27 protein-coding genes and 2 tRNA genes are annotated in these 26,518 nt (G+C 37.4%); 23 read left to right on the forward strand and 6 right to left on the reverse strand.

Going from position 1 to position 26,518, the window contains the following annotated elements; all coding sequences use genetic code 11:
* Window position 1: 1 nt before the first annotated feature.
* A complete protein-coding gene (locus BLP50_RS00380; RefSeq protein WP_090149262.1) occupies window positions 2–862 on the reverse strand; it encodes a shikimate dehydrogenase in 861 nt (286 codons plus the stop codon).
* A 145-nt stretch (window positions 863–1,007) separates the two neighbouring features.
* On the opposite strand from BLP50_RS00380, the gene aroD reads away from it, so the two are divergent.
* The 17 genes from aroD to BLP50_RS00465 all read left to right on the forward strand — a co-directional run bounded on the left by aroD (window position 1,008) and on the right by BLP50_RS00465 (window position 14,814).
* Window positions 1,008–1,763: a type I 3-dehydroquinate dehydratase gene (gene aroD / locus BLP50_RS00385; protein ID WP_090149264.1), complete on the forward strand. Its 756-nt coding sequence runs from the start codon at window positions 1,008–1,010 to the stop codon at window positions 1,761–1,763.
* Window positions 1,764–1,775: 12 nt separating this feature from the next.
* The gene (locus BLP50_RS00390) at window positions 1,776–2,294 is read left to right on the forward strand and encodes a shikimate kinase (protein WP_090149267.1); all 519 of its coding nucleotides are present in this window, start codon (window positions 1,776–1,778) and stop codon (window positions 2,292–2,294) included.
* A gap of 43 nt (window positions 2,295–2,337) precedes the next feature.
* A tRNA-Arg gene (locus BLP50_RS00395) sits at window positions 2,338–2,411 on the forward strand.
* Window positions 2,412–2,432: 21 nt separating this feature from the next.
* On the forward strand, window positions 2,433–3,710 hold the full coding sequence (locus BLP50_RS00400) for an SH3 domain-containing protein (protein ID WP_090149269.1): 1,278 nt from the start codon (window positions 2,433–2,435) through the stop codon (window positions 3,708–3,710).
* Window positions 3,711–3,780: 70 nt separating this feature from the next.
* Complete coding sequence (locus BLP50_RS00405) at window positions 3,781–4,503, forward strand: pseudouridine synthase (protein WP_090149272.1); 723 nt, start codon at window positions 3,781–3,783, stop codon at window positions 4,501–4,503.
* A gap of 37 nt (window positions 4,504–4,540) precedes the next feature.
* On the forward strand, window positions 4,541–6,544 hold the full coding sequence (gene ligA / locus BLP50_RS00410; RefSeq protein ID WP_090149275.1) for an NAD-dependent DNA ligase LigA: 2,004 nt from the start codon (window positions 4,541–4,543) through the stop codon (window positions 6,542–6,544).
* 37 nt (window positions 6,545–6,581) lie between these two features.
* On the forward strand, window positions 6,582–7,505 hold the full coding sequence (gene metA, locus BLP50_RS00415; protein ID WP_090149277.1) for a homoserine O-acetyltransferase MetA: 924 nt from the start codon (window positions 6,582–6,584) through the stop codon (window positions 7,503–7,505).
* Window positions 7,506–7,628: 123 nt separating this feature from the next.
* Window positions 7,629–8,261: a GyrI-like domain-containing protein gene (locus tag BLP50_RS00420; protein ID WP_090149280.1), complete on the forward strand. Its 633-nt coding sequence runs from the start codon at window positions 7,629–7,631 to the stop codon at window positions 8,259–8,261.
* A gap of 32 nt (window positions 8,262–8,293) precedes the next feature.
* Window positions 8,294–8,608: a TfoX/Sxy family protein gene (locus BLP50_RS00425; RefSeq protein WP_090149282.1), complete on the forward strand. Its 315-nt coding sequence runs from the start codon at window positions 8,294–8,296 to the stop codon at window positions 8,606–8,608.
* A 69-nt stretch (window positions 8,609–8,677) separates the two neighbouring features.
* Window positions 8,678–9,040, forward strand: a complete 363-nt coding sequence (locus tag BLP50_RS00430; RefSeq protein WP_090149284.1) for a RidA family protein — start codon at window positions 8,678–8,680, stop codon at window positions 9,038–9,040.
* Window positions 9,041–9,318: 278 nt separating this feature from the next.
* A complete protein-coding gene (locus tag BLP50_RS00435) occupies window positions 9,319–9,945 on the forward strand; it encodes a GNAT family N-acetyltransferase (RefSeq protein WP_090149287.1) in 627 nt (208 codons plus the stop codon).
* Between the two features lie 226 nt (window positions 9,946–10,171).
* Window positions 10,172–10,468 (forward strand): hypothetical protein, encoded by a 297-nt coding sequence (locus BLP50_RS00440; protein WP_090149290.1) that lies wholly within the window; start codon window positions 10,172–10,174, stop codon window positions 10,466–10,468.
* A gap of 175 nt (window positions 10,469–10,643) precedes the next feature.
* Window positions 10,644–11,366: a hypothetical protein gene (locus BLP50_RS00445; protein WP_090149292.1), complete on the forward strand. Its 723-nt coding sequence runs from the start codon at window positions 10,644–10,646 to the stop codon at window positions 11,364–11,366.
* 51 nt (window positions 11,367–11,417) lie between these two features.
* Window positions 11,418–12,200, forward strand: a complete 783-nt coding sequence (locus BLP50_RS00450; RefSeq protein ID WP_090149293.1) for an AlkZ-related protein — start codon at window positions 11,418–11,420, stop codon at window positions 12,198–12,200.
* Between the two features lie 388 nt (window positions 12,201–12,588).
* Window positions 12,589–13,884 carry a hypothetical protein gene (locus BLP50_RS00455; protein WP_090149297.1) on the forward strand — a complete coding sequence of 432 codons (1,296 nt, stop codon included), beginning with the start codon at window positions 12,589–12,591 and terminating at the stop codon, window positions 13,882–13,884.
* 176 nt (window positions 13,885–14,060) lie between these two features.
* Window positions 14,061–14,243 (forward strand): hypothetical protein, encoded by a 183-nt coding sequence (locus BLP50_RS00460; protein ID WP_090149300.1) that lies wholly within the window; start codon window positions 14,061–14,063, stop codon window positions 14,241–14,243.
* 100 nt (window positions 14,244–14,343) lie between these two features.
* The gene (locus BLP50_RS00465) at window positions 14,344–14,814 is read left to right on the forward strand and encodes a flavin reductase family protein (RefSeq protein ID WP_090149303.1); all 471 of its coding nucleotides are present in this window, start codon (window positions 14,344–14,346) and stop codon (window positions 14,812–14,814) included.
* A gap of 46 nt (window positions 14,815–14,860) precedes the next feature.
* On the opposite strand, the gene BLP50_RS00470 is transcribed toward BLP50_RS00465, so the two are convergent.
* From BLP50_RS00470 to BLP50_RS00490, 5 genes are all read right to left on the reverse strand, one after another.
* Window positions 14,861–15,928, reverse strand: coding sequence for an ABC transporter substrate-binding protein (locus tag BLP50_RS00470; RefSeq protein ID WP_090149306.1), 1,068 nt, complete (start codon window positions 15,926–15,928; stop codon window positions 14,861–14,863).
* On the reverse strand, window positions 15,928–16,716 hold the full coding sequence (locus tag BLP50_RS00475) for an ABC transporter permease (RefSeq protein WP_090149309.1): 789 nt from the start codon (window positions 16,714–16,716) through the stop codon (window positions 15,928–15,930). The genes BLP50_RS00470 and BLP50_RS00475 overlap by 1 nt, the downstream gene beginning before the upstream one ends.
* Window positions 16,713–17,540 (reverse strand): ABC transporter permease, encoded by an 828-nt coding sequence (locus BLP50_RS00480; protein ID WP_090149313.1) that lies wholly within the window; start codon window positions 17,538–17,540, stop codon window positions 16,713–16,715. Before BLP50_RS00480 ends, BLP50_RS00475 begins: the two co-directional genes overlap by 4 nt.
* Window positions 17,533–18,600, reverse strand: a complete 1,068-nt coding sequence (locus tag BLP50_RS00485; RefSeq protein ID WP_205467953.1) for an ABC transporter ATP-binding protein — start codon at window positions 18,598–18,600, stop codon at window positions 17,533–17,535. The genes BLP50_RS00480 and BLP50_RS00485 overlap by 8 nt, the downstream gene beginning before the upstream one ends.
* A 60-nt stretch (window positions 18,601–18,660) precedes the next feature.
* Window positions 18,661–18,733, reverse strand: a tRNA-Thr gene (locus BLP50_RS00490).
* A 201-nt stretch (window positions 18,734–18,934) separates the two neighbouring features.
* Here BLP50_RS00490 and BLP50_RS00495 point away from each other — a divergent pair.
* The 6 genes from BLP50_RS00495 (at window position 18,935) to BLP50_RS00520 (ending at window position 26,420) form a co-directional block, all read left to right on the forward strand.
* Complete coding sequence (locus BLP50_RS00495) at window positions 18,935–19,282, forward strand: hypothetical protein (RefSeq protein WP_090149317.1); 348 nt, start codon at window positions 18,935–18,937, stop codon at window positions 19,280–19,282.
* A complete protein-coding gene (locus tag BLP50_RS00500) occupies window positions 19,282–19,926 on the forward strand; it encodes an epoxyqueuosine reductase QueH (RefSeq protein ID WP_090149320.1) in 645 nt (214 codons plus the stop codon). The genes BLP50_RS00495 and BLP50_RS00500 overlap by 1 nt, the downstream gene beginning before the upstream one ends.
* Before the next feature lie 2 nt (window positions 19,927–19,928).
* A complete protein-coding gene (gene argH, locus BLP50_RS00505) occupies window positions 19,929–21,302 on the forward strand; it encodes an argininosuccinate lyase (RefSeq protein WP_090149324.1) in 1,374 nt (457 codons plus the stop codon).
* 157 nt (window positions 21,303–21,459) lie between these two features.
* Window positions 21,460–22,545: an aspartate-semialdehyde dehydrogenase gene (asd, locus tag BLP50_RS00510; protein WP_090149329.1), complete on the forward strand. Its 1,086-nt coding sequence runs from the start codon at window positions 21,460–21,462 to the stop codon at window positions 22,543–22,545.
* Between the two features lie 116 nt (window positions 22,546–22,661).
* The gene (locus BLP50_RS00515) at window positions 22,662–25,631 is read left to right on the forward strand and encodes a response regulator (RefSeq protein ID WP_242869189.1); all 2,970 of its coding nucleotides are present in this window, start codon (window positions 22,662–22,664) and stop codon (window positions 25,629–25,631) included.
* 24 nt (window positions 25,632–25,655) lie between these two features.
* Window positions 25,656–26,420 carry a response regulator gene (locus BLP50_RS00520; RefSeq protein WP_090149332.1) on the forward strand — a complete coding sequence of 255 codons (765 nt, stop codon included), beginning with the start codon at window positions 25,656–25,658 and terminating at the stop codon, window positions 26,418–26,420.
* Window positions 26,421–26,518: the final 98 nt, after the last annotated feature.

Raw genomic sequence — 26,518 nt, forward strand, 5'->3', positions numbered from 1 at the left:
TTTATTCCTCCGCGAAGCATTTTTCTTTAATTAGGTCAATTGGCATGTCTTTTTGGGTCCAAAGCTTGAAAGCAGCAGCACCTTGATATAAAAGCATGTATTTTCCATTCATAACCTTGCATCCAACTTTTTGAGCGTCCTGTAATAGACGGGTGTAAGCTGGATGATAAATAACATCAGTAACAATTAGTTCCTTGTAAAGGAACTCAGGTGGAATGAGAGAAGAGTCGTCATCACCCATTCCTACATTAGTGGCATTAATAAGAATGTCACTTTCTTGTAAGCAAAACTCAAGTGTGGTCATGTCTGCGATATCGAATACGAATACATCACAATCAGTAGCTCTAGTAATTCTGTCTGCAAAATCTACTACCTTGTCAAATGATACATTTTTTCTCTTGAAAATATTGATTTTGCTAACACCGTCAATGGCAGCTTGAACAATGATAGATGTGGCAGCTCCACCTGCTCCAAGAACAGTAAGAACTTTTTCTTTATATTCAATTCCGCTGTCTATCATGGCTTGCAAAAATCCAATACCATCTGTGGTATGTCCGATTAATTTGCCATCTTCGATTACGCAGGTATTAACAGAGTGGGATAATCTAGCGGCCTCTGACATCTCATCCAAATATGGAATGACGGCAGTTTTTAAAGGCATAGTAAGATTAAAGCCTCTGCAATTGAAAAGGCGTAGTCCATCAACTGCTGTTTTAATATTTTCCTCAGAAACATCAAATGCCATGTAGGTGTAATCTAGGCCTAGGGCATCAAATGCTGTATTGTGCATTGCAGGGGAAATACTATGGCTGACTGGACTGCCAAGAAGACATGTAAGTCGAGTAGTACCTGAAGGATTCATAACATTTTCCTCCTACTAAATAGTATGAAAACTTTGTATTATTGTATTTAATTAGAACGCTTTAGTCAACTAAACTATTGCTTATAATTTCCCCTTGAATTATACTTTTATATGTTAGTTTTTATGTTTTAACTGGGAGATTATAATGTCTAAAGAACTTATCATAAAGACACAGGAGCTTTCTTCGCAGAAAGTTAGTATCTGTGTGCCAGTGGTTGCATCCACTGTAGATTCAGTCCTTCAGCAAGTTACTAACTGCGTAGAGGCTAGTGTTCCAATGATTGAGCTTCGAGCTGATTATTTTGATTTCTTAGAAGATAGGGATGTGCTTGAAGACACTCTTAGGAGAGTAGCTGAGATTACAGATTCTACAATGGTTCTGTTTACTATCAGAACAGATGTAGAGGGTGGAGAGATAGCTATTGCAGAGGAACTATACCGTGATATTATTTCTTTTGTATCAACTACAGGATATGTTGATATAATTGATTTGGAGATTTCTCATGTTGATGATGCAGCGGATTTCATCAATATACTTCATAATAATGGAGCCTATGTATTGGCTTCTCATCATGATTTCCATGAGACACCAGAGCTTCTTGATATGATTGATTTATATGGTCAGATGCATAATACAGGAGCGGATATTTTAAAACTAGCGGTTATGCCAAATACTAGAGATGACGTGGTTCGTTCTTTGCAGGCGGCTAACATGGTTAATGAAGAGATTGAGGATGCTCTTATCTGTTCTATTTCCATGGGTTCTCTTGGCAAGGTTTCTAGAATTGCTGGTTCTTTGGTTGGGTCATGTATTTCATTTGCGGCTTTGGATGCAGCATCTGCACCAGGGCAGCTTAGCTATGATGATATGAATACTATCATCAAAATTTTAGAGAAATAATGGAGAATAATTATGAATAACATATATTTGATTGGCTTCATGGGCACAGGTAAGTCCACTGTTGCAAAGAAGCTTCAGAGATTTTTACCTTTTCAGGTGGTAGAAATGGATGAAGCTATCGAGAGAGTTGAGGCTATGAGTATCCCTGAGATTTTTGAAAAAAAGGGAGAAGATGGCTTTAGAAATGCAGAAAGCCAGTTGTTATCAATAATAGCCAAGGAAAATAATCAAATCATTTCCTGTGGTGGTGGAATAGTTCTTCGGCAGGAGAATGTAGATACAATGAAAAATAGTGGCACCGTAGTTAGATTAGATGCGACTCCAGAGGTGATTTTTGATAGAGTCAACAGAAATGATAAGCGGCCACTGGTTAAGGGGAAGACTCTAGAGGACATTAAAAAGATGATTTCCGATAGAGAAGAAGCATATAAAAACGCAGCAGATATTACAGTTGATGCAAGCACTTTAAATGTGGATGAAGTTACTTCAGAAATCGTTAAACAGCTTGCTTTAGCGGGTCGCTTAAATTGACTTATTGCCGCGCCTTTGTTACAATAATTCGGCAAGTTAATTAGTAGGCGTAGCGTAGCTGGATAACGCATCGGACTCCGACTCCGAAGATCGCCGGTTCGAATCCGGCCGTCTACAGTAATTAAGTTTGGAGGGCACATGAATTTTCAAGATTTAAAAACAAAATTTAAAAATATAGTAGATATTTGCGTAGAGTTCGTAATTAAAAATAAAAGATATTTCTTGGCAGGTTGTATTTTTATAGCAATGGCATTGGTGTTATTTTTAGGAACCAGCCCATATACAGGCGATAACGGGACATCAGGTGTATACAAGAAATTCAAATCTAATAAGAATACAGAGTTAGATAAGTTAATTAATGATTACTACACTGCATTTGCAAATGGTGATATAGATACACTTAAGGCTATAGCAGTTCCTATGTGTGATAAGGAAGTTAGCTATACTGCATTATATAGCCAGTACATAGAGAGCTTTAATGATGTTAAGATTTACACTAAGCCAGGCCTTACAAAGGATTCATATTTAGTTACTACTGAAGTTTCTTTGAAATATGCCAATATCGATACACTTGTACCTGGTCTTGATTTCTTCTATGTTGAGAAGAATGATCAGGGTAAGCTCTACATAAATAATACATACGGCACTTTTAACCGTAATAACAACGTATATGAACTCGACCCACAGGTTTCTGAATTATATGAGCTTTTCATCCGTCAGGACGATTTGCGAGATATGAGAAATGATGTTCAGGATAGCTATGATGAGGCTATTAAAAAGGATCCTGCTCTTGCAACTCTTATGAATGAGACACTTCACGAGGCAATTGTTCAGTGGAACAAGGATTACGATGAGCAGGCTGCCGCAGCGGCAGAAGCTGAGGCACAGGCTGAGCAGGAAGCAGCAGAGGCCGCAGCAGCAGAAGCTGAGGAAGCAGAAGATGAGGCAGCTGAGGAGGAAGCTCCAGCAGAGGCTGAGGCTAGCACATCTACAGGTAGAACTAATGCTAGAGCAAATGTTAGAGCAGAGGCTGATAAAGACAGCGAAAAGCTTGGTTCAGTAGAGCAAGGTACAACAGTTACTATTTACGGCGAAGAAGGTGACTTCTACAAGTTCGATTACAACGGAACTCAGGCATATATCACAAAGTCGGCTATTGATCTTGATTCTGAAGCAGGTGCTGATGATTCTTCTGATGAAGAGGCTACAACAGGCGGAAGTGTTGCTGAGGGTACAGTTATTACTCTTACTTCTACTACTAATATTCGTGCTCAGATGGATCAGTCATCATCAAAGGTTGCAGTTGCTTATTCAGGTGAAAAGGTAACAGTTATTATGAGCTATGCTGAGGGCTGGACAAAGGTTAAATATGGCAACAAGGAAGGCTATATCAGAACTGATTTGTTACAGCAATAGAATAGATTTAATATGAGCTTTATGGAGACCATGTATTTGGTCTCCATTGTAGTATAAATGGAGGCTTTTTGTGGAAGAGCTTTATAGATTAAACAAGTATTTGTCTGACGCGGGAGTGTGTAGCCGTAGGGCTGCAGATGCTGCGATAGAGGCTGGAGAAGTGACAGTTAATGGAGAGCCGGCTGTTATGGGGATGAAAGTCACTGTGTCAGATGAGGTCCGCTACAAGGGGCAGATAGTTTCAAATGTTGGCAAAAAAGATATTCTTCTAGCATACAACAAGCCTGCAGGTATCGTATGTACTGCCGAAAAGCGTGAGAAGAATAATATTATAGAACATATCAATTATCCTGAAAGAATTTATCCAATTGGAAGGTTGGATAAGGACAGTACAGGACTTATCCTTTTGACTAATCAAGGTGATTTAGTTAACAAGATTATGAAGGCGGTAAACGCCCATGAAAAAGAATATATTGTCACGGTAGATAAGGATATTACAGCGGATTTTATCAAAGACATGTCTAGCGGTGTCTACCTAGAAGAGTTAGATGTGACCACTAGGAAATGTAGAGTGACTAAAACTGGATCTAGAGAGTTTAGGATTATTTTGACCCAGGGGTTGAATCGCCAGATTCGACGTATGTGTCAAACTTTTGGATATAGGGTTAGGACGTTAAAAAGAATTCGCATTATGAATATTGAATTAGGCAACCTTAAAGAGGATACCTATCGAGACGTAAATTCAAAAGAAATAAAAGAACTTACGAAGATGTTAGAAGGTTCTAAGAACTAGAATGTTTTTTATGAGTTCTAATGTATAAGGAGTAGTAATGTTATTAGAAGAATACAAGAAGTTAGTTGATACAATCGACTATCATATGGATAAATATTATAACGAGGATGAGCCAGAAATCAGCGACTTCGAGTATGACCAGTTGATGCAACAATTAAAGGCTGCTGAAAAGGAGCATCCTGAATGGATTACACCTGATTCTCCAACTCAAAAAATAGGTGGAGTTGCTAAGCGTGAGGCAGGTGTAAAGGTGACACATGATGTCCCTATGCTTTCAATTGAGGATGTTTTTAACAAGGAAGATGTGGTCGCATGGGTTGATAAAGTTAAATCAGTTCATCCTGATGCTAAATTTTCTGTGGAGGCAAAAATAGACGGCCTTAGTATGACTCTTCGATATGAGAGGGATTCGGCTGGCAAGCTTAAGATGACTCTTGCAGAGACTAGAGGAGATGGATTGATCGGTGAGGATGTTACCGTAAATGCGTTAGTTATTCCAGATGTTAACAAGTATCTTGATTTTCCATATGAATCACTTCAGCTTCGTGGAGAGGTTTATATGTCTCATGAAGATTTTGATAGATATAACGAGCAGCAGGAATTAAGCGGTGGTAAGCTGGCTGCTAATCCTCGTAATTTGGCAGCAGGAACTCTTAGACAGCTTGATGCTAGCATTACTAAGGAACGTGGCCTTAGGATGTTTGTATTTAATGTACAGCAGGGACCTGAGGAGCTTACTAATAGCCACTGCGCTGGAATGGATGTTCTAGAGGCACATGGGGTACCTACAGCATTTCACAGACTGTGCGTTAATGCAGATGAAATTATTGCAGCAATAGATGAGATTGGGGATAAGCGTGCTGATTTTGATTTTGATATAGACGGCGCTGTTGTGAAAATAGATCAGGTTTCCTACAGAGGTGATTTTTCCACTAGTGCTAAATATACTAGCGGTCATATCGCTTATAAGTACCCACCAGAGGAAAAGGAGACAAAGCTTCTTGATATAGAGCTTTCTGTTGGTAGAACTGGAAGAGTGACTCCTACAGCTGTATTTGAGCCAATACGTCTATGCGGTACATCTGTAAGCCGTGCTACACTTCATAATCAGGATTTTATCAATGATTTGGATGTAGGCATAGGAGATACCATTGTAGTATATAAATCAGGCGAGATTATTCCAAAGGTCAAGGAAGTTAAGCATGATAAGAGACCAGCAGGTGTTAGCACTTTTGTGATTCCAAGTGTTTGTCCTGTGTGTGGTGGGCCTGTATTGAGAGATGCGGACACTGCTGATATGAAATGTACCAATCCTAGCTGTCCAGCCCAATTGGAGCGGCATATTATCAATTTCGTTTCCAGAGATGCTATGGACATAAAAGGCTTTGGCGAAGTATATATTATCGACCTTGTTAGAAGGGGATATATTAAAGATATAGCAGATGTCTTTTCTTTGAAGGATAAGCGAGATGAGCTTATTAGCGAGGGCATTATCGGTAAGGAAAAAAATACAGATAAGCTTCTTGCGGCTATCGAGGCTTCTAAAGGAAATGATGCATTTAGAGTTTTTACAGGCTTTGGTATTCCAAATGTAGGAAAAGCTGCAGCAAAAGCGTTGCTTAGTCAGTTCAAAGATATCAAGAAAATAATGAATCTTACTGAAGAGGAGCTTGTTCAGGTCAATGATATTGGTGAAATAAGTGCAAAATCTATATACGATTATTTGCACGATAGTGTTAATATGGATATTATTAATCGACTTGCAGATGCAGGCGTTAATATGATAGAGCAAGAAAAGGAAGGGGCTTCTGATAAGCTGGCTGGGCTTACATTTGTTATTACAGGAACGCTTCCGACAATGGGAAGAAAAGAGGCGCAGGAGCTTATTGAGCTAAATGGAGGCAAATGTGCTGGCTCTGTTTCAAAGAAGACTAACTATCTAGTGGCTGGTGAAGCTGCTGGTAGCAAGCTAGATAAGGCAAATTCCCTTGGAGTTACAGTTCTTGATGAGGCTGGCTTGCTTGCTCTTATTAACAATTAGAACTAGAGAAGAATGACGGATTGGATGGGAGATTGTTATGCCAATTAGAACACAAAATGATTTGCCTGCAAAGGCTATACTTGAACATGAAAATATATTTGTAATGGATGAGAATAGGTCAACACATCAGGATATCAGACCTATTAGTATCGGTATTTTAAATCTTATGCCACTTAAGGAGGCTACAGAGCTTCAGCTGTTGCGTTCCCTTTCAAATACCCCACTTCAGGTGGATGTGACATTCCTTACTGTAGGCAGTCACGAAAGTAAAAATACCAGCAAGACTCATTTGGATACATTCTACGAAAAGATTGAGGATGTATATGATAGATATTTTGATGGCCTTATTATAACAGGTGCACCTCTTGAGCAGATGCCTTTTGAGGAAGTTGATTATTGGGATGAACTCTGCAAGGTGTTCGAGTGGACTAAAACACATGTAACTTCTACGCTTCATTTGTGTTGGGGATGCCAGGCTGGTCTTTACTATCGTTATGGCATTAATAAATACGATTTGGATGCCAAGAAATTTGGCGTATTCCCACATCGTGTTCAGAATCGTAAGATACCACTTGTTCGTGGATTTGATGATATTTTTTATGCTCCACATAGCCGTCATACAGGCGTTAGCACTGAGGCTATTGAGGCTTGCGAGGATTTAGTTGTATGTGCCAAAGGCGATGAAGCAGGTGTATTCCTCTGCATGTCAAAGGATGGTAGCAATATTTTCGTGATGGGGCATCCTGAGTATGACCGCTACACACTTGATAGTGAATACAAGCGCGACAGAGATAAGGGCCTTGAAATAGCTCTGCCTGTCAACTATTACCCAGGGGATGACCCAGAGCAGAGACCACTATTACAGTGGAGAAGCCACGGCAATATTTTGTATTCTAATTGGTTGAATTACTACGTATACCAGAATACACCTTATGAGTGGAATAAGATTAGTGAAAAATAGGACTGGCGCAAAGTTTGCGACAGTTCAAAAGGAAGCTTCTGTCGGATTTTCCGATAGAAGTTTTTTATTTCTAACGTAAATACGATATAATATTGAAGATGAATTATTAAGGGGGAAAATATCATGGCATTTGACTTTAAGAAAGAATACAAGGAATACTACATGCCTAAGAATATACCTCAGATTGTGGATGTTCCTAAGGTTAATTATATAGCTGTTAGAGGCAAAGGTAATCCAAATGAAGTGGATGGTGCATATCAAAAGGCGATTAGTGTATTGTATGCAATTGCATATACATTGAAAATGAGCTACAAAACTGATTATAAAATTGACGGTTTCATTGAATATGTAGTTCCTCCTCTTGAAGGTTTTTGGTGGCAGGATGATGTTGAGGGAGTAGATTATACTGATAAATCAGCTTTTAATTGGATTTCGGTTATAAGATTACCTGATTTCATTTCGGAGAAAGATTTTGCTTGGGCAGTAGAAACAGCAACCAAAAAGAAAAAGCTTGATTGCTCCACTGCTGAGTTTTTGACACTTGAGGAAGGATTGTGTGTTCAGATTATGCATTTAGGTTCATTTGATGATGAGCCAGCAACTGTCGCTCTTATGGATTCATACTTAGCTGAAAATGGATATGTTAATGATTTCACTGATACAAGACTTCATCACGAGATTTACATGTCAGACGCTCGAAAGGTTGCGCCGGAGAAATGGAAGACAGTAATTAGACATCCAATTAAGAAAGTGTAACAATTTGGAGTTTTAGTAGGAGGATTGTTGCAATGGCTTCAAGTAAAGAGTATTTGGAATTTGTTTTAGACCAGTTATCATTACTTGATGAAATATCATACAGGTCAATGATGGGGGAATATATCATCTATTATCAGGGGAAGATTGTCGGTGGAATATATGATGATAGATTTCATATAAAACCAACGAAATCTGCAAAAGAGATGATGCCGAAAGCGCAATATGAAACACCCTATGATGGTGCTAAAGAAATGCTTTTGGTTGATGATATAGATAACAAAGATTTTATGAACGAACTATTGAATGTTATTGTTGATGAGTTACCTGCTCCAAGGAAAAAGAAATAAACCAATTCGAGTTTGTTGACACTTTATGGTTAAGGATAATATGGCAAGAAGATAAATAGGAGAATGAACGTGTCAGAGATAAAAAGAATTGAAATAGATGAATTATGGGCAGATTCCACAGTTATTGAAGCTGGCGACTACATCTTTGTAGGATACTGTATGGGAAATGAGGGCAAGTCAATTGAAGAACAGATTCACGGAGCTATTGACGTATTGGAAAAGCGCTTGAAGATGGTTGGATTAACTTTGGAATGTGTTGTGAAAATGGATTGTCTTTTTAAGAACATTGAAGACTTGAACATTTTACCGAAAGTTTTAAAAGAAAGATTTGCAGGTAAATATCCAACAAGGAAAGCATATACATCTGATTTTATTCGAGAGGGAATTATATTTCAGATTGACGCTATAGCTTATAAAAATGCATGTGGCTGAAAATGTAATTAGTTTTGCTAGATTGGTTTTAACAGAGTTGCCAGCATTGATTATGTGAAAGCTAGAAAATTGATGAAGTTTTTTTACTTTATGCCAAAATCTGTTATATTAATATCAAAGCTGAGGCTTGATTAGTATTTTTATTTTAAAGGAGTAGTGCTGTTTGACAAAGTACAACACACGAGAGATTGTCGGCTAACCGGGAGGTTTGTAGACAATCACACGAACCTCCCGCTGAAAAGCAACTTTTGGTCATAAGTTTTCAGGAGGAAAAAATAATGAATAAAAAGGACTATATTATTCGATTAGAAGAAAAGAAAGACTACAGAGAAGTAGAGAACTTAGTAAGAGAAGCATTTTGGAATGTATATCGTCCGGGGTGCAGCGAGCACTACGTGATTCATGTGCTTAGAGATGATCCAGCTTTTATTCCAGAGCTTGATTTTGTCATGGAAAAAGATGGTACATTGATTGGACAAAATATGTTTATGAGAACCATCATTGAAGCAGATGATGGTAGAGTAATTGATGTTCTTACTATGGGACCAATTGGCATCACTCCAGGACTTAAGCGTAGAGGATATGGCAAGGTGATTCTGGATTATTCCCTTGAAAAGGCCACTAAGATGGGCTTCGGAGCAGTTTTGTTTGAAGGCAACATCGATTTCTATGGAAAGAGTGGCTTTGATTATGCTAACAAATTTGGCATCAGATATCATGATTTGCCTGATGGGGCTGATGTATCATTCTTTCTTGGTAAGGAGCTAATCCCAGGTTATTTGGATGGCATCACAGGTGTTTATCAGACGCCTACGGGATATTACGTTAGTGATGAAGACGTGGAAGAGTTTGATAAATTATTTCCACCAAAGGAGAAGCTAAAACTACCAGGCCAGATTTTCTAATTGAAGATAAGGAGACTTCTACCGACTCCGGCAGAAGTCTCTTTCTATTTTTGTGTATAGGTGGTTATAGTGGCAAAGAATAACCGAAGTCAAATTAAGTAAGAAAAGTTATTGGTGGAATAAGATTTCCGAGAAATCTGGGTCATGTATTCTGCTCCTAAGTGGGTTATAATGGAACAAGACATTTGATAGATTATTTTATTAAGACTATTTATGAGGTGACTAAATGGGATTTTTTTCAGAGATAGATGGTGAACTTAAGCCATCAGATGAATACTTATCAAGCCATCAACTGGAGGGGTATGAAGATGGAGATATGGAGCATGATGATTACGAGGTTGAGGATGATGAGGTTGCCATGTCCCTTATGAGAAAATGCAAGGACTGTGGCAAGGCCTTTACTCTAGAAGGAGCAATAAAGGATTTTGACGCATATTTTGATGGCGAGTTTTTTTACATGGAAGAATTTGTAGGTCAGATATGTGGTAAGTGCGCAATTATGGAGATTGAGGAAGAGTTTTAAAATTATAATTGATATATGTAATTTGTGAATTCGAACTATTAAGAATTAGTGATGATGTGAAATATACATATTGTTATAATTTATTTAGTAATATAGCTTGTGATGTGTTTGAGATTAATAGGAAATTATTTGAATAATATGGCAGGCTATTCTTATAATACGGAGAATAATTAGAATGAAAAGTTTCAAATGCGGAATTTTGTTAATAAGTTGCATAGTTCCAATTATGTTATTTAGTTGCGGTAAAAATGAAAAGGCTATTGAAGAGAATAATCTTGCAGGACAAGAAACACTAGAGAATTTGGATAACTCTTCAACAGTATCGAATAAAGAAGAATCATTCAAAATCGATTGGCAGAAATATGAAAATCAAATGGATGAAGAGGAAAAGGAAGATTTTCAAGAATATATTGCGGTATTGAATGATGAGAATACCTTTTATTGCTTTAATTGGCTAGACAAAGACATATGTTTTTCGGAATATTTGGAATCTATAGAGTCAGAAGAACAACCTGAAATAGCAGGGGTTGCGTTGGTAGATTTAGATAACCAAAATGGAAAAGAATTAGTCATTCATTTTTTTGAAGGTGGAGGTAATTATCTAATACTAACTCGTGATGATGGAAAGTTCTACGGGACAAATATGGGAGAAAGACTATTCGAAGAATTGCAAAATAATGGCAAGTATTTGGGTAGTGGAGGCGCCGGAGATTTATATTTCTATAGAATGTCAATCGATAGTGATGGGGTAATAGAAAATAAAATCGGAGAACTTCACGGGATAGAAAACGAAGATGGTTCTGTAACAGATGAGCTTGAGATAGATGGAAAAGTAACGCATAATGGTCAAGAATGGGTGGATGAAAACTATTCTGATCCAGTAAGTTGGATTGAGTAGGGACAGATGCTATTTAAATTTACGAGAAGTTTTATTTCTGGGGGATAGGATATGCCAAATGAAAATGGGACATGGATTATGTATGGGGTTGATTGGGATGATCCTGAGTGCTTACATACTGTGGATGAAGCAATTGACTATATCAATGAAATAGGGTTTTTGCCATTATTTAAGAATGACATTCCGGGATTTTCGCTGGAAGAAAGAACTGTTCCTGAGTATTGGTGGTCAGAGGATTCACTTCTTGACCCATGGGAGTGGAGAGAGATTATAGCTCGTCGTGGAGAAATTGCATACGGCAAGTTCTTTGATAAAAAAGCAGGGTTTATATCTAAGGAGTGGTTGCCGTATTTTGTTAACTACCGTAGAGATGGCTACGATTTTGATGCTCTCTGGGAGGATGGTAAAGCATCAGCTAGGCAAAAGAAAATCATGGATCTTTTTTCTGAGGAGCTGATGGATGAGGAGTATTATTCAAATGAGTTAAAGAAAAAAGCTGGCTTTGGAAAAGGCGGTGAAAAAGGCTTTGAGGGTACAATAACAGGTCTTCAGATGCAGATGTATATGTGTGTGCGAGACTTTCGTCAACGCAAGAATAAGAAGGGGGAAAGTTATGGGTGGCCATTAGCCGTTTATACAGTTCCTGAGCACTTATGGGGATACGATTATGTGACATCTGCTTATAAGGAAGATCCGGATGACTCTGCTAGAAGAATAGCGAATCATATTATGGAGGTGTATCCTATTGCAACTAATGAGCAGATAAAAAATGTGATTGGATTAAAGCCAGGAGAGCGTAAATTGAATAAAAAGACGCCCAGTGCTACCGAGTAGTGGGATTAACGTCATTCCTTTACCGTTAGGTCTTAGCAGGTAAAGGAATGGCGTATTTTAATATAAGGAGGCTTTTTAACGAAAAATTATCGATACCCCAAATTGTTTGTGTGTTGCTTATTGTAATTGGTATTGTTGGATTAAAGCTGTTGACAAGGGAATAAAAAACTATGAAGGTTTCATGTGATTGAAGCCTTTTTTTCTGCATATAAGCAGGGATTTATAACAGATTTATACTCTGATAAAAATAATAATTAAATTATTTTAAGGAATTTATTAAATACTATTGAAGTTTTTATTTAATTATGCGAAAATACTAGTTGCGCGCGAGAGTTTTTTTATGAAACATTAAGGTAGAGCATTTCGTTATTAAGGGAGGATAAGAATAATGAAAAAAAGAAATCTTTTTGTACTAGCTATTATGATGGGAATTACAGCAGGTACAATCGGAGCAACTACAATTGATTCAGAGGCTAAGACTATCACAGTAGCACAGGACGCTTCACAGGTAACTTATGGAACACTTACAGCTGAGCAGAAGGAAATCATTGCTACACTGTTTGATGCAGATTATTATGCATATACTAACTATGACGTTGTTGAAGCACTTGGTACAGATTACGATGCTTTATTTAATCATTTCTGTGATTGTGGTATTTGGGAAGGTCGTAAGGGATGGCCAGATTTTGATCCATCAGCATACGCTAGTGCATATCCACAGCTTAGAGAAGCATATGGAACTAATATCCTTGCATACTATTTAGATTATTATAACACTGGTATTGCAGAGGGTAGATATCTCACAACAGTTGAGAAGTGTGAGGAGAATGGAATTCAGGTTCAGTCATTATTTGGTGAATGGCAGTTCCTTGATTTAAATATTTATCAGGCGGCTAGTTACCTTAGCAGTTCTAGTGGTAGCAACGGCGGCGGTGGAGCAGTTGTAGTAAATACAGAAGATGGAAATACAGCAGTTGTTGTAAATGCAGAGGATACAGAGACAATTGCGCTTCTTGAAAAGTGTAAGGGATTAAACTATGCTGGTACAGTTAAAGTTGTCTATGACTACTTTTATATTTTGATTGCTAAAACAGAGCCAGGTTATGATGTTTATAGAGAAATTGATACTAATAATTATAATTATGCCTCAGAAATAAATCCACAGTCTTCAAAGTTTGTATTTCTTGATTCAACATATGCTAAGGATGCGAATGGAAACTTAGATCCATCAAAAGTGGTAGCTAATTATAAGGACAGTGAATTAATTACTTGTGGTGCAGCTATTAATGATTTTGACAATTATCCAGTATCAAGTTTTGTTGCTTCTGATGAAGAAATTGTGAGTGCAACTGGGGATGGATTAGACGCTGTTGGAACAGGAATTGTTCTTTTTCATGATGATAGTTATCCCAGAACTGACTTTGATATTGAGTATAAGCCTGTTGAATCAACATCTACGTATGCTGATGTTGTAACTAAATATGAATCACAGTCTTTTTTAATGCATACTATTAATAATAGATTCGGATTTATACAGGATCCACTGTATAATGGAGATAGCGAATATACAGTAGGAGTTAGCATCAGTGAAGATGAAAATGGTGTTGTAGACTTTACTATTGGAGCATACAACGAGGAGAATGAATTCGCAGCAACTACTGGATTAACAATTCAGGAAAACTAATATTATATGAAAATTGAAGGCTTGGCATTTTTTGCCAAGTCTTTTTCTATAATTTCAGTTATCGTTTTTGTATTTATATTGAAAGATATATGCTAAAATTTATAGAAACAAATAATGAAAGCAAACCGGATTAGAAGCTTTCATTTTTGAGGAGTATCTAATAAGGGGGAATAATAATGAATAAGAGAGATCAACTGGCAGTGGAGAATTTTGTGAGTACAGGCATGGATTTAGAGACCCTATATTCCTGTTTTCAGGATTTTTCAAGAGAAGAGATAGCAGAGATTTATAATAGCTATCAAGGCAATAAGCAGGGAGCAGGAGAAACAAGTAATTCGATGAGTATTAATTGTTCTTAGCCAGATTTATTGCAAAATCATAGGCAATATCTTTATAATAGACAAAGATTGCACATGGCAATGGCATAGATGACAATTAATAATACTGGAGGATAATGAAATGGAATTTAATACAGATATTTTTGCCCAGTACAATAAAAAGTGGGCTTTGCTAACAGCAGGAGATAATGATAGTTTTAACACTATGACAATCAGCTGGGGCGGTCTTGGTACTCTTTGGAACAAGCCAGTTGTTACAGCTTATGTTAGAACATCTCGTTATACACATGAGTTCTTAGATAATAATGATTACTTTACTGTTTCATTCTTCCCTGAGGAATACAAAAAGCAGCTTGGACTTTTAGGTTCTAAATCAGGACGAGATATGGACAAGATACATGACTCAGGACTTACTCCTAAGTCTGTTGATGGTTCAGTTACTTTTGAAGAGGCAGAGGTTACACTTTTATGTAAAAAGCTTATGAGACAGCGTCTTGAGCCATCTAGCATGAATCCAGAGATTGCAAAGCAGTTCTATGAAGGCGAGGCGGAGCATGACATGTATATTGGTGAAGTGGTAGAGATTCTTTAATACACTAGAAAAAAAGCCCAGATGGTTATCCATCTGGGCTTTAGTATTAGTAAGCTTTTAATTTTTTCCAAAGAGTAGTGGTGTAATCTAAGGTGTCATTGTCGTAGGCCTCGTAGAGCTTACAACGCTCTAAGGTCTCTTTGGTAGGAAATACTGTCTCGTCAGCGAGAGTCTCTTCATCCTCGTGCTTGGCTACTTCCATATTTGGAGTGGCATACCATACATACTCGAAATTCTCTGTGGCAGCTTCCTCTTCACACATGAAATCTATCCATTTCATAGCTGCGTCGTAATGCTTGCAGGTACGAGGCACAAACCAGGAATCAATCCAGAGATTGCCGCCTTCCTTAGGAACCGTATAGGCCAAATCCTCGTTGTATTCCATACCCATAGCTGCTTCGCCAGAGTAGCATACAGCCATTGCTGCGTCTTCTGAAATCATACACTCGTAGGTCTCATCCTGAAGATACGCATATACGTATTGCTTTTCATCACACAAGAGATTAAATGTATCATCTAACTGTTCTTTATCAGTGGTGTTGATATCGTATCCCAAAACTTCCTGAGCAACCATAAAAGCATCTCTTTGAGAGTTGATCATAACAATTTGATTCTTATATGCCGGATCCCAAAGTGATTTCCATGAGGAAACAGTTTCTTCATCCACCATTTTAGTATTATAAAGAATACCTACTGTGCCGTAGAAATATGGAACAGTGTATTTGTGGCTTGGGTCAAATGCTTCTGAAGCCTCAATTATAGCTGGGTCAATATTTTTATAATTAGGAAGAGAGTTGTAATCGATAGGAATAAGCTCTCCCTCATTACGCATTGTCTCTATCATGTAATCAGATGTGCAAATAACGTCATAATTGATAGAGCCTGCCTTGTACTTGGCGTACATGTCTTCTACAGATTCATATTCTTCGTATTTAACCTTAATTCCGGTTTCTTTTTCGAAGCGCTTTAATACATCTGCCTCGATGTATTTACCATAGTTTAAAACAACGAGAGTATCTGTGCTTTCTGCATCACTACCACAGCCAGTTAAGAAGAAACAATTGGCAAGTAAAACTGTAAAAATATTTAAAAGGATAATCGCTTTCTTTTTCATTATTTCTCAGCCACCTCCTTTTTAGAATTGCCCTTGAAGTTGGTAGCTAAAAGCATCACAAAGGCAAGTAGGAAAAGGATAGTAGACAAAGCATAAAGCTCTGGCTGGATGCCCTTTCTAAGCTGAGTGTAAAGCATAGTTGAAAGGGTATTTACACCGGCACCCTTTGTAAAATATGTGATTGTAAAATCATCAAGCGACATAGTAAGCGCCATTAAAAATCCTGATAAAACACCAGGGAATATTTCTGGCCAAACCACCTTGTAAAAAGCGTACCAAGGTGTGGCGCCTAAATCCATTGCAGCCTCAAAACAAGCCTCTGACAAGGACTGTAATCGTGGCAGCACATTGAAAATAACATACGGTACTGAAAAAGCTATATGAGCAAGCACCACCGAGAATTCTCCTAGTGGAGTAAATCTTGTAAATAAAAGCATAAGTGAAATACCAGTTACAATATCTGCATTCAAAAGCGGGATATTGGTGGCACCAAGCATAATTGCCGCATGGCGCTTCTTCATGTAGTGGATACCAATAGCTGCTGATGTTCCAAGTACTGTTGCAAGTATTGATGACGCAAGCGTAATTCTGATGGTAGTGCCTAAAGCATCCATAATGCTGTCATTGGAGGTTAAATTGGCATACCATTTAAATGTAAATCCGCCCCAAATTGTTCTAGACATTGAGTCGTTAAAGGATAGCACAATGAGAACAAGGATTGGTGCATATAAGAATAAAAATATAAGCCCAAGATAGAGATAAGAGGCTGTGTCTTTAACTTTTTTCATACAAGCATACCTCCATTCTCTGAATCATCAAGTCTGTTCATGATTGACATAGAAACAAGTACGAAAATCATGAGAATAATTGAAAGACCTGAACCCAAATTCCAGTTTCTTGCAAGTGTAAATTCCTGCTCAATAACATTACCTATAAGGAGAACCTTACCGCCTCCTAAAAGGTTTGAAACAACGAATGATGACAGGGCTGGAACAAATACCATAATAATGCCTGAAAGAATGCCATCTCTTGAAAGTGGAATAGTAATTTTGGTGAATGTTGTCCACCAGTTGGCACCTAAATCAGCGGCAGCCTCGATGACTGAATCGTTGATTTTAGAAAGTGCATTATAAATAGGCAAAATCATATATGGCAAAAAGTCGTAAACCATTCCAAGTGTAACAGCAGCCTTGGTGTAAAGGATGTGAACTGTTGGAAGCCCAATAGCAGAAAGAATGCTATTTAAGATTCCATTGTTGGAAAGGATTATCTGCCATGCAAGTATTCGAAGCATAAAATTCATCCACATTGGAAGAATAAAAAGAAAAACTACAAAGCCCTTATTGCTGATTTTAAGGTTGTGCAAAATCAAAGCAACAGGGTATGCAAGTACTAGGCAAATAACTGTAGTTACAAAGGCAACCTTAATAGACAGCCATAAGGATGACAGATGAACTGGATCTGCAATGGCTGTAAGATTGCTTAAGGTGAAGCTTCCTTCGGAAGTAGTGATTGCGTAGCCTAGGATATAAAAAAGTGGAAGAATAGTGCAAATTAAAATCCAAACAGCGTATGGTGTAGCCAGGAAGCTGGTTCTTAATCTATTAATCATCTTCCTTCATTACCTCCTCATCCTCTGATTCAGGCTTGTTCATAATCTGAATATTGAATGGAATAACATTAAGTGATACGTGCTGACCGATTTCAAAGTATTTTGTAGTATGTACAAGCCACTCATAACCGCCACATTGAACATCAAGCTCATAATGAACACCCTTGAAGAGACAATCGGTGATGACACCATCCATAAATCCCTTGCCTGGCGCTAAAAGCTCCACGTCCTCTGGACGAATAACTACGTCAACAGGCTTCATTGTACCGAATCCCTTATCAACGCAAGGTACCTGAACTCCAAGGAATGAAACTAGCTCATCCTTAATCATGATACCCTCGATGATATTACTTTCGCCGATAAAGTCCGCTACAAAAGCATTTTCAGGCTCGTTGTAGATATCCTCAGGAGTACCAATCTGCTGGATATAACCCTGGTTCATTACAACGATTGTATCAGACATGGTAAGAGCCTCTTCCTGGTCATGTGTAACATAAAGGAAAGTGATACCGAGCTCCTGCTTGATTTTCATAAGCTCATACTGCATGTTCTGGCGAAGCTTTAAATCTAGTGCTCCAAGTGGCTCATCTAATAAAAGAACCTTTGGCTCGTTGACAATGGCCCTGGCAATAGCGATACGCTGTTGCTGTCCTCCAGATAATGAGTCGATAGAGCGCTTTTCAAAGCCATCAAGATTAACAAGCTTAAGTGCGTATTTAATCTTGTCGTTTATGTATTCTTTTGATTTCTTTTGAATGTTGAGACCAAAAGCGATATTTTCTTCAATTGTCATGTGTGGGAAAAGTGCGTACTTCTGAAAGACCGTATTAATAGGTCGTAAGTTGGCAGGTAATGCAGTGATGTCATTACCATTGAGATAGATTTTGCCAGAGTCTGGCTTTTCAAAACCTCCAAGAAGCCTAAGAGTAGTAGTCTTGCCGCAACCAGAAGGGCCAAGTAGGGTCACAAAGGTGTTCTCCTTGATGTAGAGATCAAGCTCGTCAAGAACTAGCTGCTTTTCATAGCTTTTTGACACGTGGTCAAATTGAATAAATTCCAATATATTTTCCTCCTTTTGATATAGCAACTGAAAAGTCAAATAACAGTTACATATAAGAAAAGCTCCGAATCAGACTCGAACTGACGACCCCCTCATTACGAGTGAGGTGCTCTACCAACTGAGCTATCGGAGCGTATATACCGGTTTTCTTGTGGTTATATAGTTTATTTCGCGAAGTTAAGTGTAATATATTGATAGGGAAAAATCAATTAAAATTGTTGAGAAATCCATAGGGTTTTATTATAATGACACATGTAAAAAGAAGGACTTATGAAGACGATTACATCCATGTCTGAGTGAGTTAGATTATATAATAGATAGTTAGGAGAAGTTTATGGCAGACAACAAGAGAAAAGCTGCACCAGCTTTCGATATTAGAGACTTATTTTCAAAGGAGAATTTACCACTTATTAGCCTTATTGTGCTTGGCATATTTGCGGTAGTATCTCTTATTGTTACAATTGCAGTATTTCACATTAATCCAATTATTGCTTGCGTTATGGTTATTTTAGAGGCGGTACTTGCAGCTTGCCTAAATCAGATTCCTATTTGGATTCATGGCCTTGTATTCATCGCTCAGATTGTAATTGGCATCATGGCTTCACAGGTTCCATTTATGATTTTCATGGCATTTATTTATGTCCTTGGCGTGGCATTTTTATATGTATGGGCTAATAGATAATGAATAAGATTAATTACCAAAGAGAATTGGATAAATTAATAGCTGAATTTGAAAAAGAAGGCCGTGTGCCTTCTTTATTGTTACATAGCTGTTGTGGGCCATGTAGCAGTTATTGTATTGAGTATTTATCTCAGTATTTCAATATTACTGTATTCTATTACAATCCCAATATTTATCCAGATGAGGAATACTATCATAGGGTTAAGGAGCAACAGCGCTTTATAAGTCAGTTTCCGACAAAGCACAAGGTCTCTTTTATAGAGGGAGACTTTGATACTGACAGGTTCTATGAAATAGCGAAGGGACTTGAGAATGAACCTGAAAAGGGTGCTAGATGTCACAAGTGTTATGACCTTCGTTTGAGGCGCACAGCAGAGGTTGCTTTAGAAAAAGGGTTTGACTTTTTCACAACAACACTTACAATATCTCCAATGAAAGATTCTCAGATTCTTAATGAAATAGGATTGGCAATTGCTGATGAATTAGGAGTAAAATGGCTTCCTAGTGATTTCAAAAAGAGAGAGGGCTACAAGCGCTCAACGGAACTTTCTAGAGAATACAATATGTACAGACAAGATTATTGCGGTTGTGTTTATTCATATAGAGATAGACAACAGCAAAAAGCACATGAAATGGAGGATTAGTTATGGCACAGTTGTGGGGAGGTAGATTTACAAAGTCTACCGATCAGATGGTTTATGATTTCAATGCATCAATTGGATTCGATCAAAAGCTTTTTGCACAGGACGTTAGAGGAAGTAGAGCACATGTTAAGATGCTTGCTTCTGTAGGCGTTATCACTGATGCAGAAAGAGATGAGATTCTTGCAGGGCTTGATAGCATCGAGGCAGATGTTAATTCAGGAAAGCTTGAAATCACTTCTGAATATGAGGATGTACACAGCTTTGTGGAGGCTAATCTTATTGATAGAATCGGCGATGCTGGTAAAAAGCTTCACACAGGTCGCAGTCGTAATGACCAGGTCGCTCTTGATATGAGACTTTATACAAGAGATGCTGTTGAGACTACAGCAGAGGATTTGAAGCACCTCCTTGGCACTATTTGCGGCATTATGGAAGAGCATATTGACACAATTATGCCTGGTTTTACTCATTTACAGAAGGCACAGCCTATTACACTTGCTCACCACATGGGAGCATATTTTGAAATGTTTAAGAGAGATGTTCTTCGCTTAAATGATATTAGAGAGCGTATGAATTATTGTCCACTTGGCTCTGGAGCCCTTGCTGGCACTACATATCCACTTGATAGAAATATGACAGCCCAGCTTCTTGATTTCTACGGACCTACTTTGAATTCTATGGACGGTGTGTCAGATAGAGATTATTTGATTGAGTTCTTATCGGCTCTTTGCACTATTCAGATGCATCTTTCTCGTTTTTCTGAGGAAGTTATTATTTGGAACAGTAATGAATACAGATTTGTTGAAATAGATGACGGATTTTCAACAGGTAGCTCTATTATGCCTCAGAAAAAGAACCCAGATATTGCTGAGCTTGTTAGAGGAAAGACTGGCCGTGTTTACGGTGCCCTTATGTCACTTCTTACAACAATGAAGGGTATTCCACTTGCATACAACAAGGATATGCAGGAGGATAAGGAAATGGCATTTGATGCTATGAAGACAGTTCAGGATTGTATTGTTTTATTTGACGGAATGCTTGCTACAATGACATTCAACAAGGATGTAATGGCAAACAGTGCTAAAAACGGATTTACAAATGCTACAGATGCTGCTGATTATCTTGTAAATCATGGTGTTCCATTTAGAGATGCTCACGGTATTATTGGCCAGGTTGTTCTTTACTGTATCGATAAGGGCATTGCCATTGATGATATGTCATTAGAAGAATTAAAAGCTATTTCTCCAGCTTTTGAAGAGGATATTTTTGATGCTATTTCAATGGAAACATGTGTAAATAAGCGACTTACAATTGGTGCTCCTGGACATGATGCCATGGTAAATGAAATCAAAGAATGTAAGGCATTTTTGGCTTAAAATAATTAATTGTAAATTTAATTCAAGAAAAAGCGAGGAGTTTGTGATAAATATTCAAAAACTGCTTGCTTTTTTTATTTATTTTTATTATAATGCCACTTAGTACACGGACAAATGTCCGCGAGAGAAAAACATGACAGAGAAGGAGTAGTTTGAAATGAGCGAGAAGTTAAAAGTCGGTATTCTTGGTGGAACAGGTATGGTAGGCCAGAGATTTATTTCTCTCCTTGAGAATCATCCATGGTTTGAGGTAACAACAATTGCTGCCAGCCCACGTTCAGCAGGACAGAAATATGTTGATGCTGTAGGTGATAGATGGAAGATGGATACTCCAATGCCTGAGGCCGTTAAAAATATTATTGTTAAGAATGTTAATGAAGTTGAGGAAGTAGCTTCTGAAGTTGATTTTGTATTCTCAGCAGTTGATATGTCTAAGGACGAGATTAAGGCTATCGAGGAGGCATACGCTAAGACAGAGACTCCAGTTGTTTCAAACAACTCAGCACATAGATGGACACCAGATGTACCTATGGTAGTGCCTGAAATCAATCCACAGCACATGCAGGTTATCGATTTCCAGAAGAAGAGACTTGGTACTACAAGAGGATTTGTTGCTGTTAAGCCTAACTGCTCAATCCAGTCTTATGCACCTGTTCTTACAGCTTGGAAAGAGTTTGAGCCATATGAGGTTGTTGTTACAACATACCAGGCTATTTCTGGTGCTGGTAAGACATTTAAGGATTGGCCAGAGATGGAGCACAACATCATACCATTTATCTCAGGTGAGGAAGAGAAGTCTGAGAAGGAGCCACTTAGAATTTGGGGCGAGATTAAGGACGGCGTAATCGTACCTGCTGATGATGTTAAGATTACAAGCCAGTGTATTCGTGTTCCAGTTCTCAATGGACACACAGCAGCTGTATTTGTTAAGTTCAAGAAGCAGCCTACAAAGCAGCAGCTTATTGATGCAATTAATAATTTCTCAGGTGTACCACAGGAGCTTAATCTTCCTTCTGCACCAAAGCAGTTTATCCGTTACATGGAAGAGGATAACAGACCTCAGGTATCACTTGATGTTGACTATGAGCACGGCATGGGCGTATCAGTTGGCCGTATCCGTGAGGATAGCATCTATGATTGGAAGTTTGTAGGACTTTCACACAACACTGTTCGTGGTGCTGCAGGTGGTGCTGTACTTTGCGCAGAGCTTCTTAAGGCTCAGGGTTATATAACAAAGAAATAATGTTATACAACACAAAGATATAACAGTTAGTTCATAAAATAGCTATGATTTGGCGTCTTTTCTTATGCTAGTATAAGAAGGGACGCTTTTTTATTTGTTAGTTTCGGGGGTAACTTATGAATAAAGTACAGGCGGAAAAATTAAAAAAAACACCAACCTGGAGAAAAATTCTAAACGCTGTTGTATTTTGTACTGTATTATTGGTGGCATCTGGCTCATTCTTTAATATTGCTGCCAATTATAATGGCATTAATATTTTTATTCCAGAAGATGGAGTTGTTTTAGGTCTTAGAATGGTTCCAATTCTTCTTATAGCTGGACTATACGGATATCTTGTATCCTCTATAGTCTTTAGCATCGCGTTTATCATATCCCTTATTTTTAACATGGAATATTCATATACGATGATTATATATATGGCATCTATGGCATGTTTTTCTCTTTGTGCACAATTTCGCATGTTAGCAACGAAATTAAAAACATTTATTATGTGCACAGTTACAATACTGGCAATTCTGTTTAACGAATATCTTTGTTATGTAGTAGTAGATGGTCTTAGTTCAAGTGAGTTTTATTTTAAAGAAATTTCTTTTTTTAATTATAAAGTGATTTTTTCCGTTTATTTTGTAGGGATTATTCTGTATTTATATTTTAAGTATTCAAAGGATGAATATAAAAGCCCATTTCCAATTAGCTATTTATATACCGAGAGTTATGCCAAAGATTTGAAACTTAACAAGAAACATAAGCAAACTAAAATTAGTGCTAAAATCACAACTATTATTATACTTTTACTTTTTGTGTTGGGGGTATCAGTGGCATTTTTTATGATGGTGCTTTTTTCTGATATGAAAAAAATATTTGTTAATTATTCATTGGCTACAACTCCTTCATATGGAGGTTATCATGAGTACATACAGCAAGATGCAATAAATAATATTCGGAAGATGGAATATGTGGCGGATGATACCATGTTAGCCTTTGATTTAAAAATGATTATTCTTATGGTAAATGTAGGAATTCCTATTGCTGGAATAGCTACCTTTTACACTAAGATGACTATATGTGCGCCTGTTGGAACAATGTCAGATTTTATGGAGCATTATGCCACTGCAACAGATGAAGATAAAATTCTATATGGTCATAATATAGAAGATATTGAGGTGAAAACACATGATGAACTTCAAGTGCTATATGAAGCTATTAATGAAACTGTTTATGCAGTGGAGGCATATATCCAGAGAATAGAAGAAAAGCAGCGTCTTGAGGTTGATTTAGAGATTGCTAAAAAAGCTAGTGTGGCTAAATCTTCTTTTTTATCTAATATGTCTCATGAAATCAGGACTCCAATAAATGCTATTCTTGGTATGAATGAGATGATTTTAAGGGAATCAGAGGAGGAGAATACTAGAGAGTATGCTGTCAACATAAAGTCGGCTGGAAGCTCATTACTTAGTCTAGTTAATGATATTTTAGATTTCTCTAAAATCGAAGCAGGTAAAATGGAAATATTACCGGTTCAATATAATTTAGGCTCATTAATTAATGATTTGGTAAATATGGTTTCCTCTAGAGCAAAGGAAAAGGGACTTGAGCTGATAGTGGAGGTTGATAAGGAAATTCCAGCAAATCTAGTGGGGGATGAAATTCGGCTAAAGCAGGTGGTAACAAACCTTCTCACAAATTCTGTGAAATATACAGAGAAAGGAAAAGTAATTCTTTCTGTATCTTACGATATAGTTGATGAGGAAAATATTAAACTACGTTTTGAAGTGGCAGATACAGGTATGGGAATAAAAAATGAAGATTTGCGGAAGCTGTTTTCTCCTTTTGAGCGAATAGATGAAACCCGAAATAGAACTATTGAGGGAACTGGCCTTGGAATGAGCATTGTAAAGAAAACACTTGAAATGATGGACTCTAGTCTTGTGGTTGATAGTAAATATGGCTTTGGTTCTATCTTTACATTTGGCGTTAACCAAAAGGTGATTTCTTGGAATCCAATTGGGGATTTTAAGGAAATGTATAGAGAATATATTGATAGCGTTGAAAGATATCATGAGAGCTTTACTGCGCCTGAAGCTGAAATTTTAGTTGTTGATGATACAGAAATGAATCTAACGGTCATTAAAAATCTTCTCAAGCGAACACAGATAAAAATTACCACATTAAACAGTGGCAGAGAGACTATAGATTTAGTTACTAAAAAAAGGTTTGATGTTATATTTTTAGATCATAGAATGCCAAATATGGATGGTATAGAGACATATGAGGTGATGAAGGTACTTCCAAACAATAAAAATAAAGACGTGCCAGTAATTGCATTAACAGCCAATGCAGTTTCAGGAGCTAGAGAAGAATATATGAAGCATGGCTTTACTGATTATTTGTCAAAACCAATTAATAGTATTCAGCTAGAAAAAATGCTTTTACACTATTTGCCACCAGAAAAAATTCAATCCGTCTCTATTTCTAACGGCAAAGATGATTATGAACAACAATCCATGGCGGATATAGCAGGGGATAGTCTTTTGACAAGATTAAAAGATGTTGATTTAAAAGCTGGTATTAATAACTGCGGCGATGTTGATACATATACTCAAGTTGTAAAGGATTTTTATATATCTATTGATGGTAAGGCAGACGCAATTGAGGGGTTCCTAAAGGAAAAGGATTTAAGGAATTATACTGTGCTTGTACATGCTTTAAAAAGCTCAGCAAGGCTAATAGGAGCTTTGGATCTTTCAAAAATGGCTGAGGAGCTAGAAGAATTAGGTAACAAGGGTGATTATATAGCTATACAAGAGAAAAATGATGTGATGATAGCAAAATATCTCTCTTATAAAGATTCTTTAGCAGCTATAGATGATTCGGGAGTTGATAAACAGCCTATATCTAAGGATGAGGTAGAAAATGCATTTAAAGATATAAAAGAACTTGTTGAAGCTTATGATTATGATACTGCCGATTCCATTATGAATATGTTAGAAGGATACAATATTCCTGATGATATAAAGGAAAAATACATGGAAGTGAAGAAGGTTATGGTGGATGTTAATAGAGATAAGTTGCTAGAGATACTGTAAAGTAATTAAGAAAAGGAGCCAATTATGGATAAACGAATCGTATTAGTTGGGGATCCCAAAAGCTTTATGGTGGGCTCGATTGTTAAGGAGTTAAGGGATAGAGAATTTGAGGTCCTTCAAGCCTCTGGAAACGTGGATGAGATTGAAAATTTAGAGAATAAGCCATCGGTCTATCTTGTGTATATTGATGAGATGGCTGTAATGAGGGATTTATTTATTTATCTTAAAGACCATTCTATTGAAGAGGATATCTCTCTTTCTGTTGTAGGGTCTAAAAATGACTTGGAGCAGGTTAAAGAGATTATGCCGAATTTCAGACTGGCTGAGACTTTTATGCGCCCAATTAACGTGAAGGATATGGCAGAAAAGATGGGATGGATTGTGGAAGCAGAGGACGAACGCCTTCAGAAAAAGAAGATTTTGCTTGTAGATGATGACGGAACCATGCTTAGAACACTTAAAAGCTGGCTGGAGACTCATTACCAAGTATTTATGGTTAATTCCGGAATGGCCGCCATTACATTTTTGGCGAAAAATGAAATAGATTTGATTCTTCTTGATTATGAAATGCCAATCACCACTGGTCCGCAAGTTCTTGAAATGCTTCGTTCAGAGGAAAATACAGCTAAAATTCCCGTTATGTTTTTGACAAATAAAGGGGATAAAGAGTCTGTTATGAATGTGCTTGGATTGAAACCTGAAAAATATTTATTAAAAACAATGTCCAAATCTGCATTATTGGGGCAGATTGATGAGTTTTTCGAAAAAGAAAAGGCAAAGCAATATTAATTAAATTTGAATAAAATTCTTTTTTACTGTAGCAAGCTAAAGTAAAGTATGTTATGATAGTAGCCGTATCATTGTTAAGACGCAGTTTTTTATGGAGA

Source organism: Pseudobutyrivibrio sp. AR14 (assembly GCF_900101325.1).
Classification (GTDB): domain Bacteria; phylum Bacillota; class Clostridia; order Lachnospirales; family Lachnospiraceae; genus Pseudobutyrivibrio.

Bases quoted from the DNA above. Each gene is read 5' to 3' on its own strand.
- BLP50_RS00380 (WP_090149262.1), bottom strand. From the start codon at position 862: ATGAATCCTTCAGGTACTACTCGACTTACATGTCTTCTTGGCAGTCCA.
- aroD (WP_090149264.1), top strand. From the start codon at position 1,008: ATGTCTAAAGAACTTATCATAAAGACACAGGAGCTTTCTTCGCAGAAA.
- BLP50_RS00390 (WP_090149267.1), top strand. From the start codon at position 1,776: ATGAATAACATATATTTGATTGGCTTCATGGGCACAGGTAAGTCCACT.
- BLP50_RS00400 (WP_090149269.1), top strand. From the start codon at position 2,433: ATGAATTTTCAAGATTTAAAAACAAAATTTAAAAATATAGTAGATATT.
- ligA (WP_090149275.1), top strand. From the start codon at position 4,541: ATGTTATTAGAAGAATACAAGAAGTTAGTTGATACAATCGACTATCAT.
- metA (WP_090149277.1), top strand. From the start codon at position 6,582: ATGCCAATTAGAACACAAAATGATTTGCCTGCAAAGGCTATACTTGAA.
- BLP50_RS00420 (WP_090149280.1), top strand. From the start codon at position 7,629: ATGGCATTTGACTTTAAGAAAGAATACAAGGAATACTACATGCCTAAG.
- BLP50_RS00425 (WP_090149282.1), top strand. From the start codon at position 8,294: ATGGCTTCAAGTAAAGAGTATTTGGAATTTGTTTTAGACCAGTTATCA.
- BLP50_RS00435 (WP_090149287.1), top strand. From the start codon at position 9,319: ATGAATAAAAAGGACTATATTATTCGATTAGAAGAAAAGAAAGACTAC.
- BLP50_RS00440 (WP_090149290.1), top strand. From the start codon at position 10,172: ATGGGATTTTTTTCAGAGATAGATGGTGAACTTAAGCCATCAGATGAA.
- BLP50_RS00445 (WP_090149292.1), top strand. From the start codon at position 10,644: ATGAAAAGTTTCAAATGCGGAATTTTGTTAATAAGTTGCATAGTTCCA.
- BLP50_RS00450 (WP_090149293.1), top strand. From the start codon at position 11,418: ATGCCAAATGAAAATGGGACATGGATTATGTATGGGGTTGATTGGGAT.
- BLP50_RS00455 (WP_090149297.1), top strand. From the start codon at position 12,589: ATGAAAAAAAGAAATCTTTTTGTACTAGCTATTATGATGGGAATTACA.
- BLP50_RS00460 (WP_090149300.1), top strand. From the start codon at position 14,061: ATGAATAAGAGAGATCAACTGGCAGTGGAGAATTTTGTGAGTACAGGC.
- BLP50_RS00465 (WP_090149303.1), top strand. From the start codon at position 14,344: ATGGAATTTAATACAGATATTTTTGCCCAGTACAATAAAAAGTGGGCT.
- BLP50_RS00470 (WP_090149306.1), bottom strand. From the start codon at position 15,928: ATGAAAAAGAAAGCGATTATCCTTTTAAATATTTTTACAGTTTTACTT.
- BLP50_RS00475 (WP_090149309.1), bottom strand. From the start codon at position 16,716: ATGAAAAAAGTTAAAGACACAGCCTCTTATCTCTATCTTGGGCTTATA.
- BLP50_RS00480 (WP_090149313.1), bottom strand. From the start codon at position 17,540: ATGATTAATAGATTAAGAACCAGCTTCCTGGCTACACCATACGCTGTT.
- BLP50_RS00495 (WP_090149317.1), top strand. From the start codon at position 18,935: ATGGCAGACAACAAGAGAAAAGCTGCACCAGCTTTCGATATTAGAGAC.
- BLP50_RS00500 (WP_090149320.1), top strand. From the start codon at position 19,282: ATGAATAAGATTAATTACCAAAGAGAATTGGATAAATTAATAGCTGAA.
- argH (WP_090149324.1), top strand. From the start codon at position 19,929: ATGGCACAGTTGTGGGGAGGTAGATTTACAAAGTCTACCGATCAGATG.
- asd (WP_090149329.1), top strand. From the start codon at position 21,460: ATGAGCGAGAAGTTAAAAGTCGGTATTCTTGGTGGAACAGGTATGGTA.
- BLP50_RS00515 (WP_242869189.1), top strand. From the start codon at position 22,662: ATGAATAAAGTACAGGCGGAAAAATTAAAAAAAACACCAACCTGGAGA.
- BLP50_RS00520 (WP_090149332.1), top strand. From the start codon at position 25,656: ATGGATAAACGAATCGTATTAGTTGGGGATCCCAAAAGCTTTATGGTG.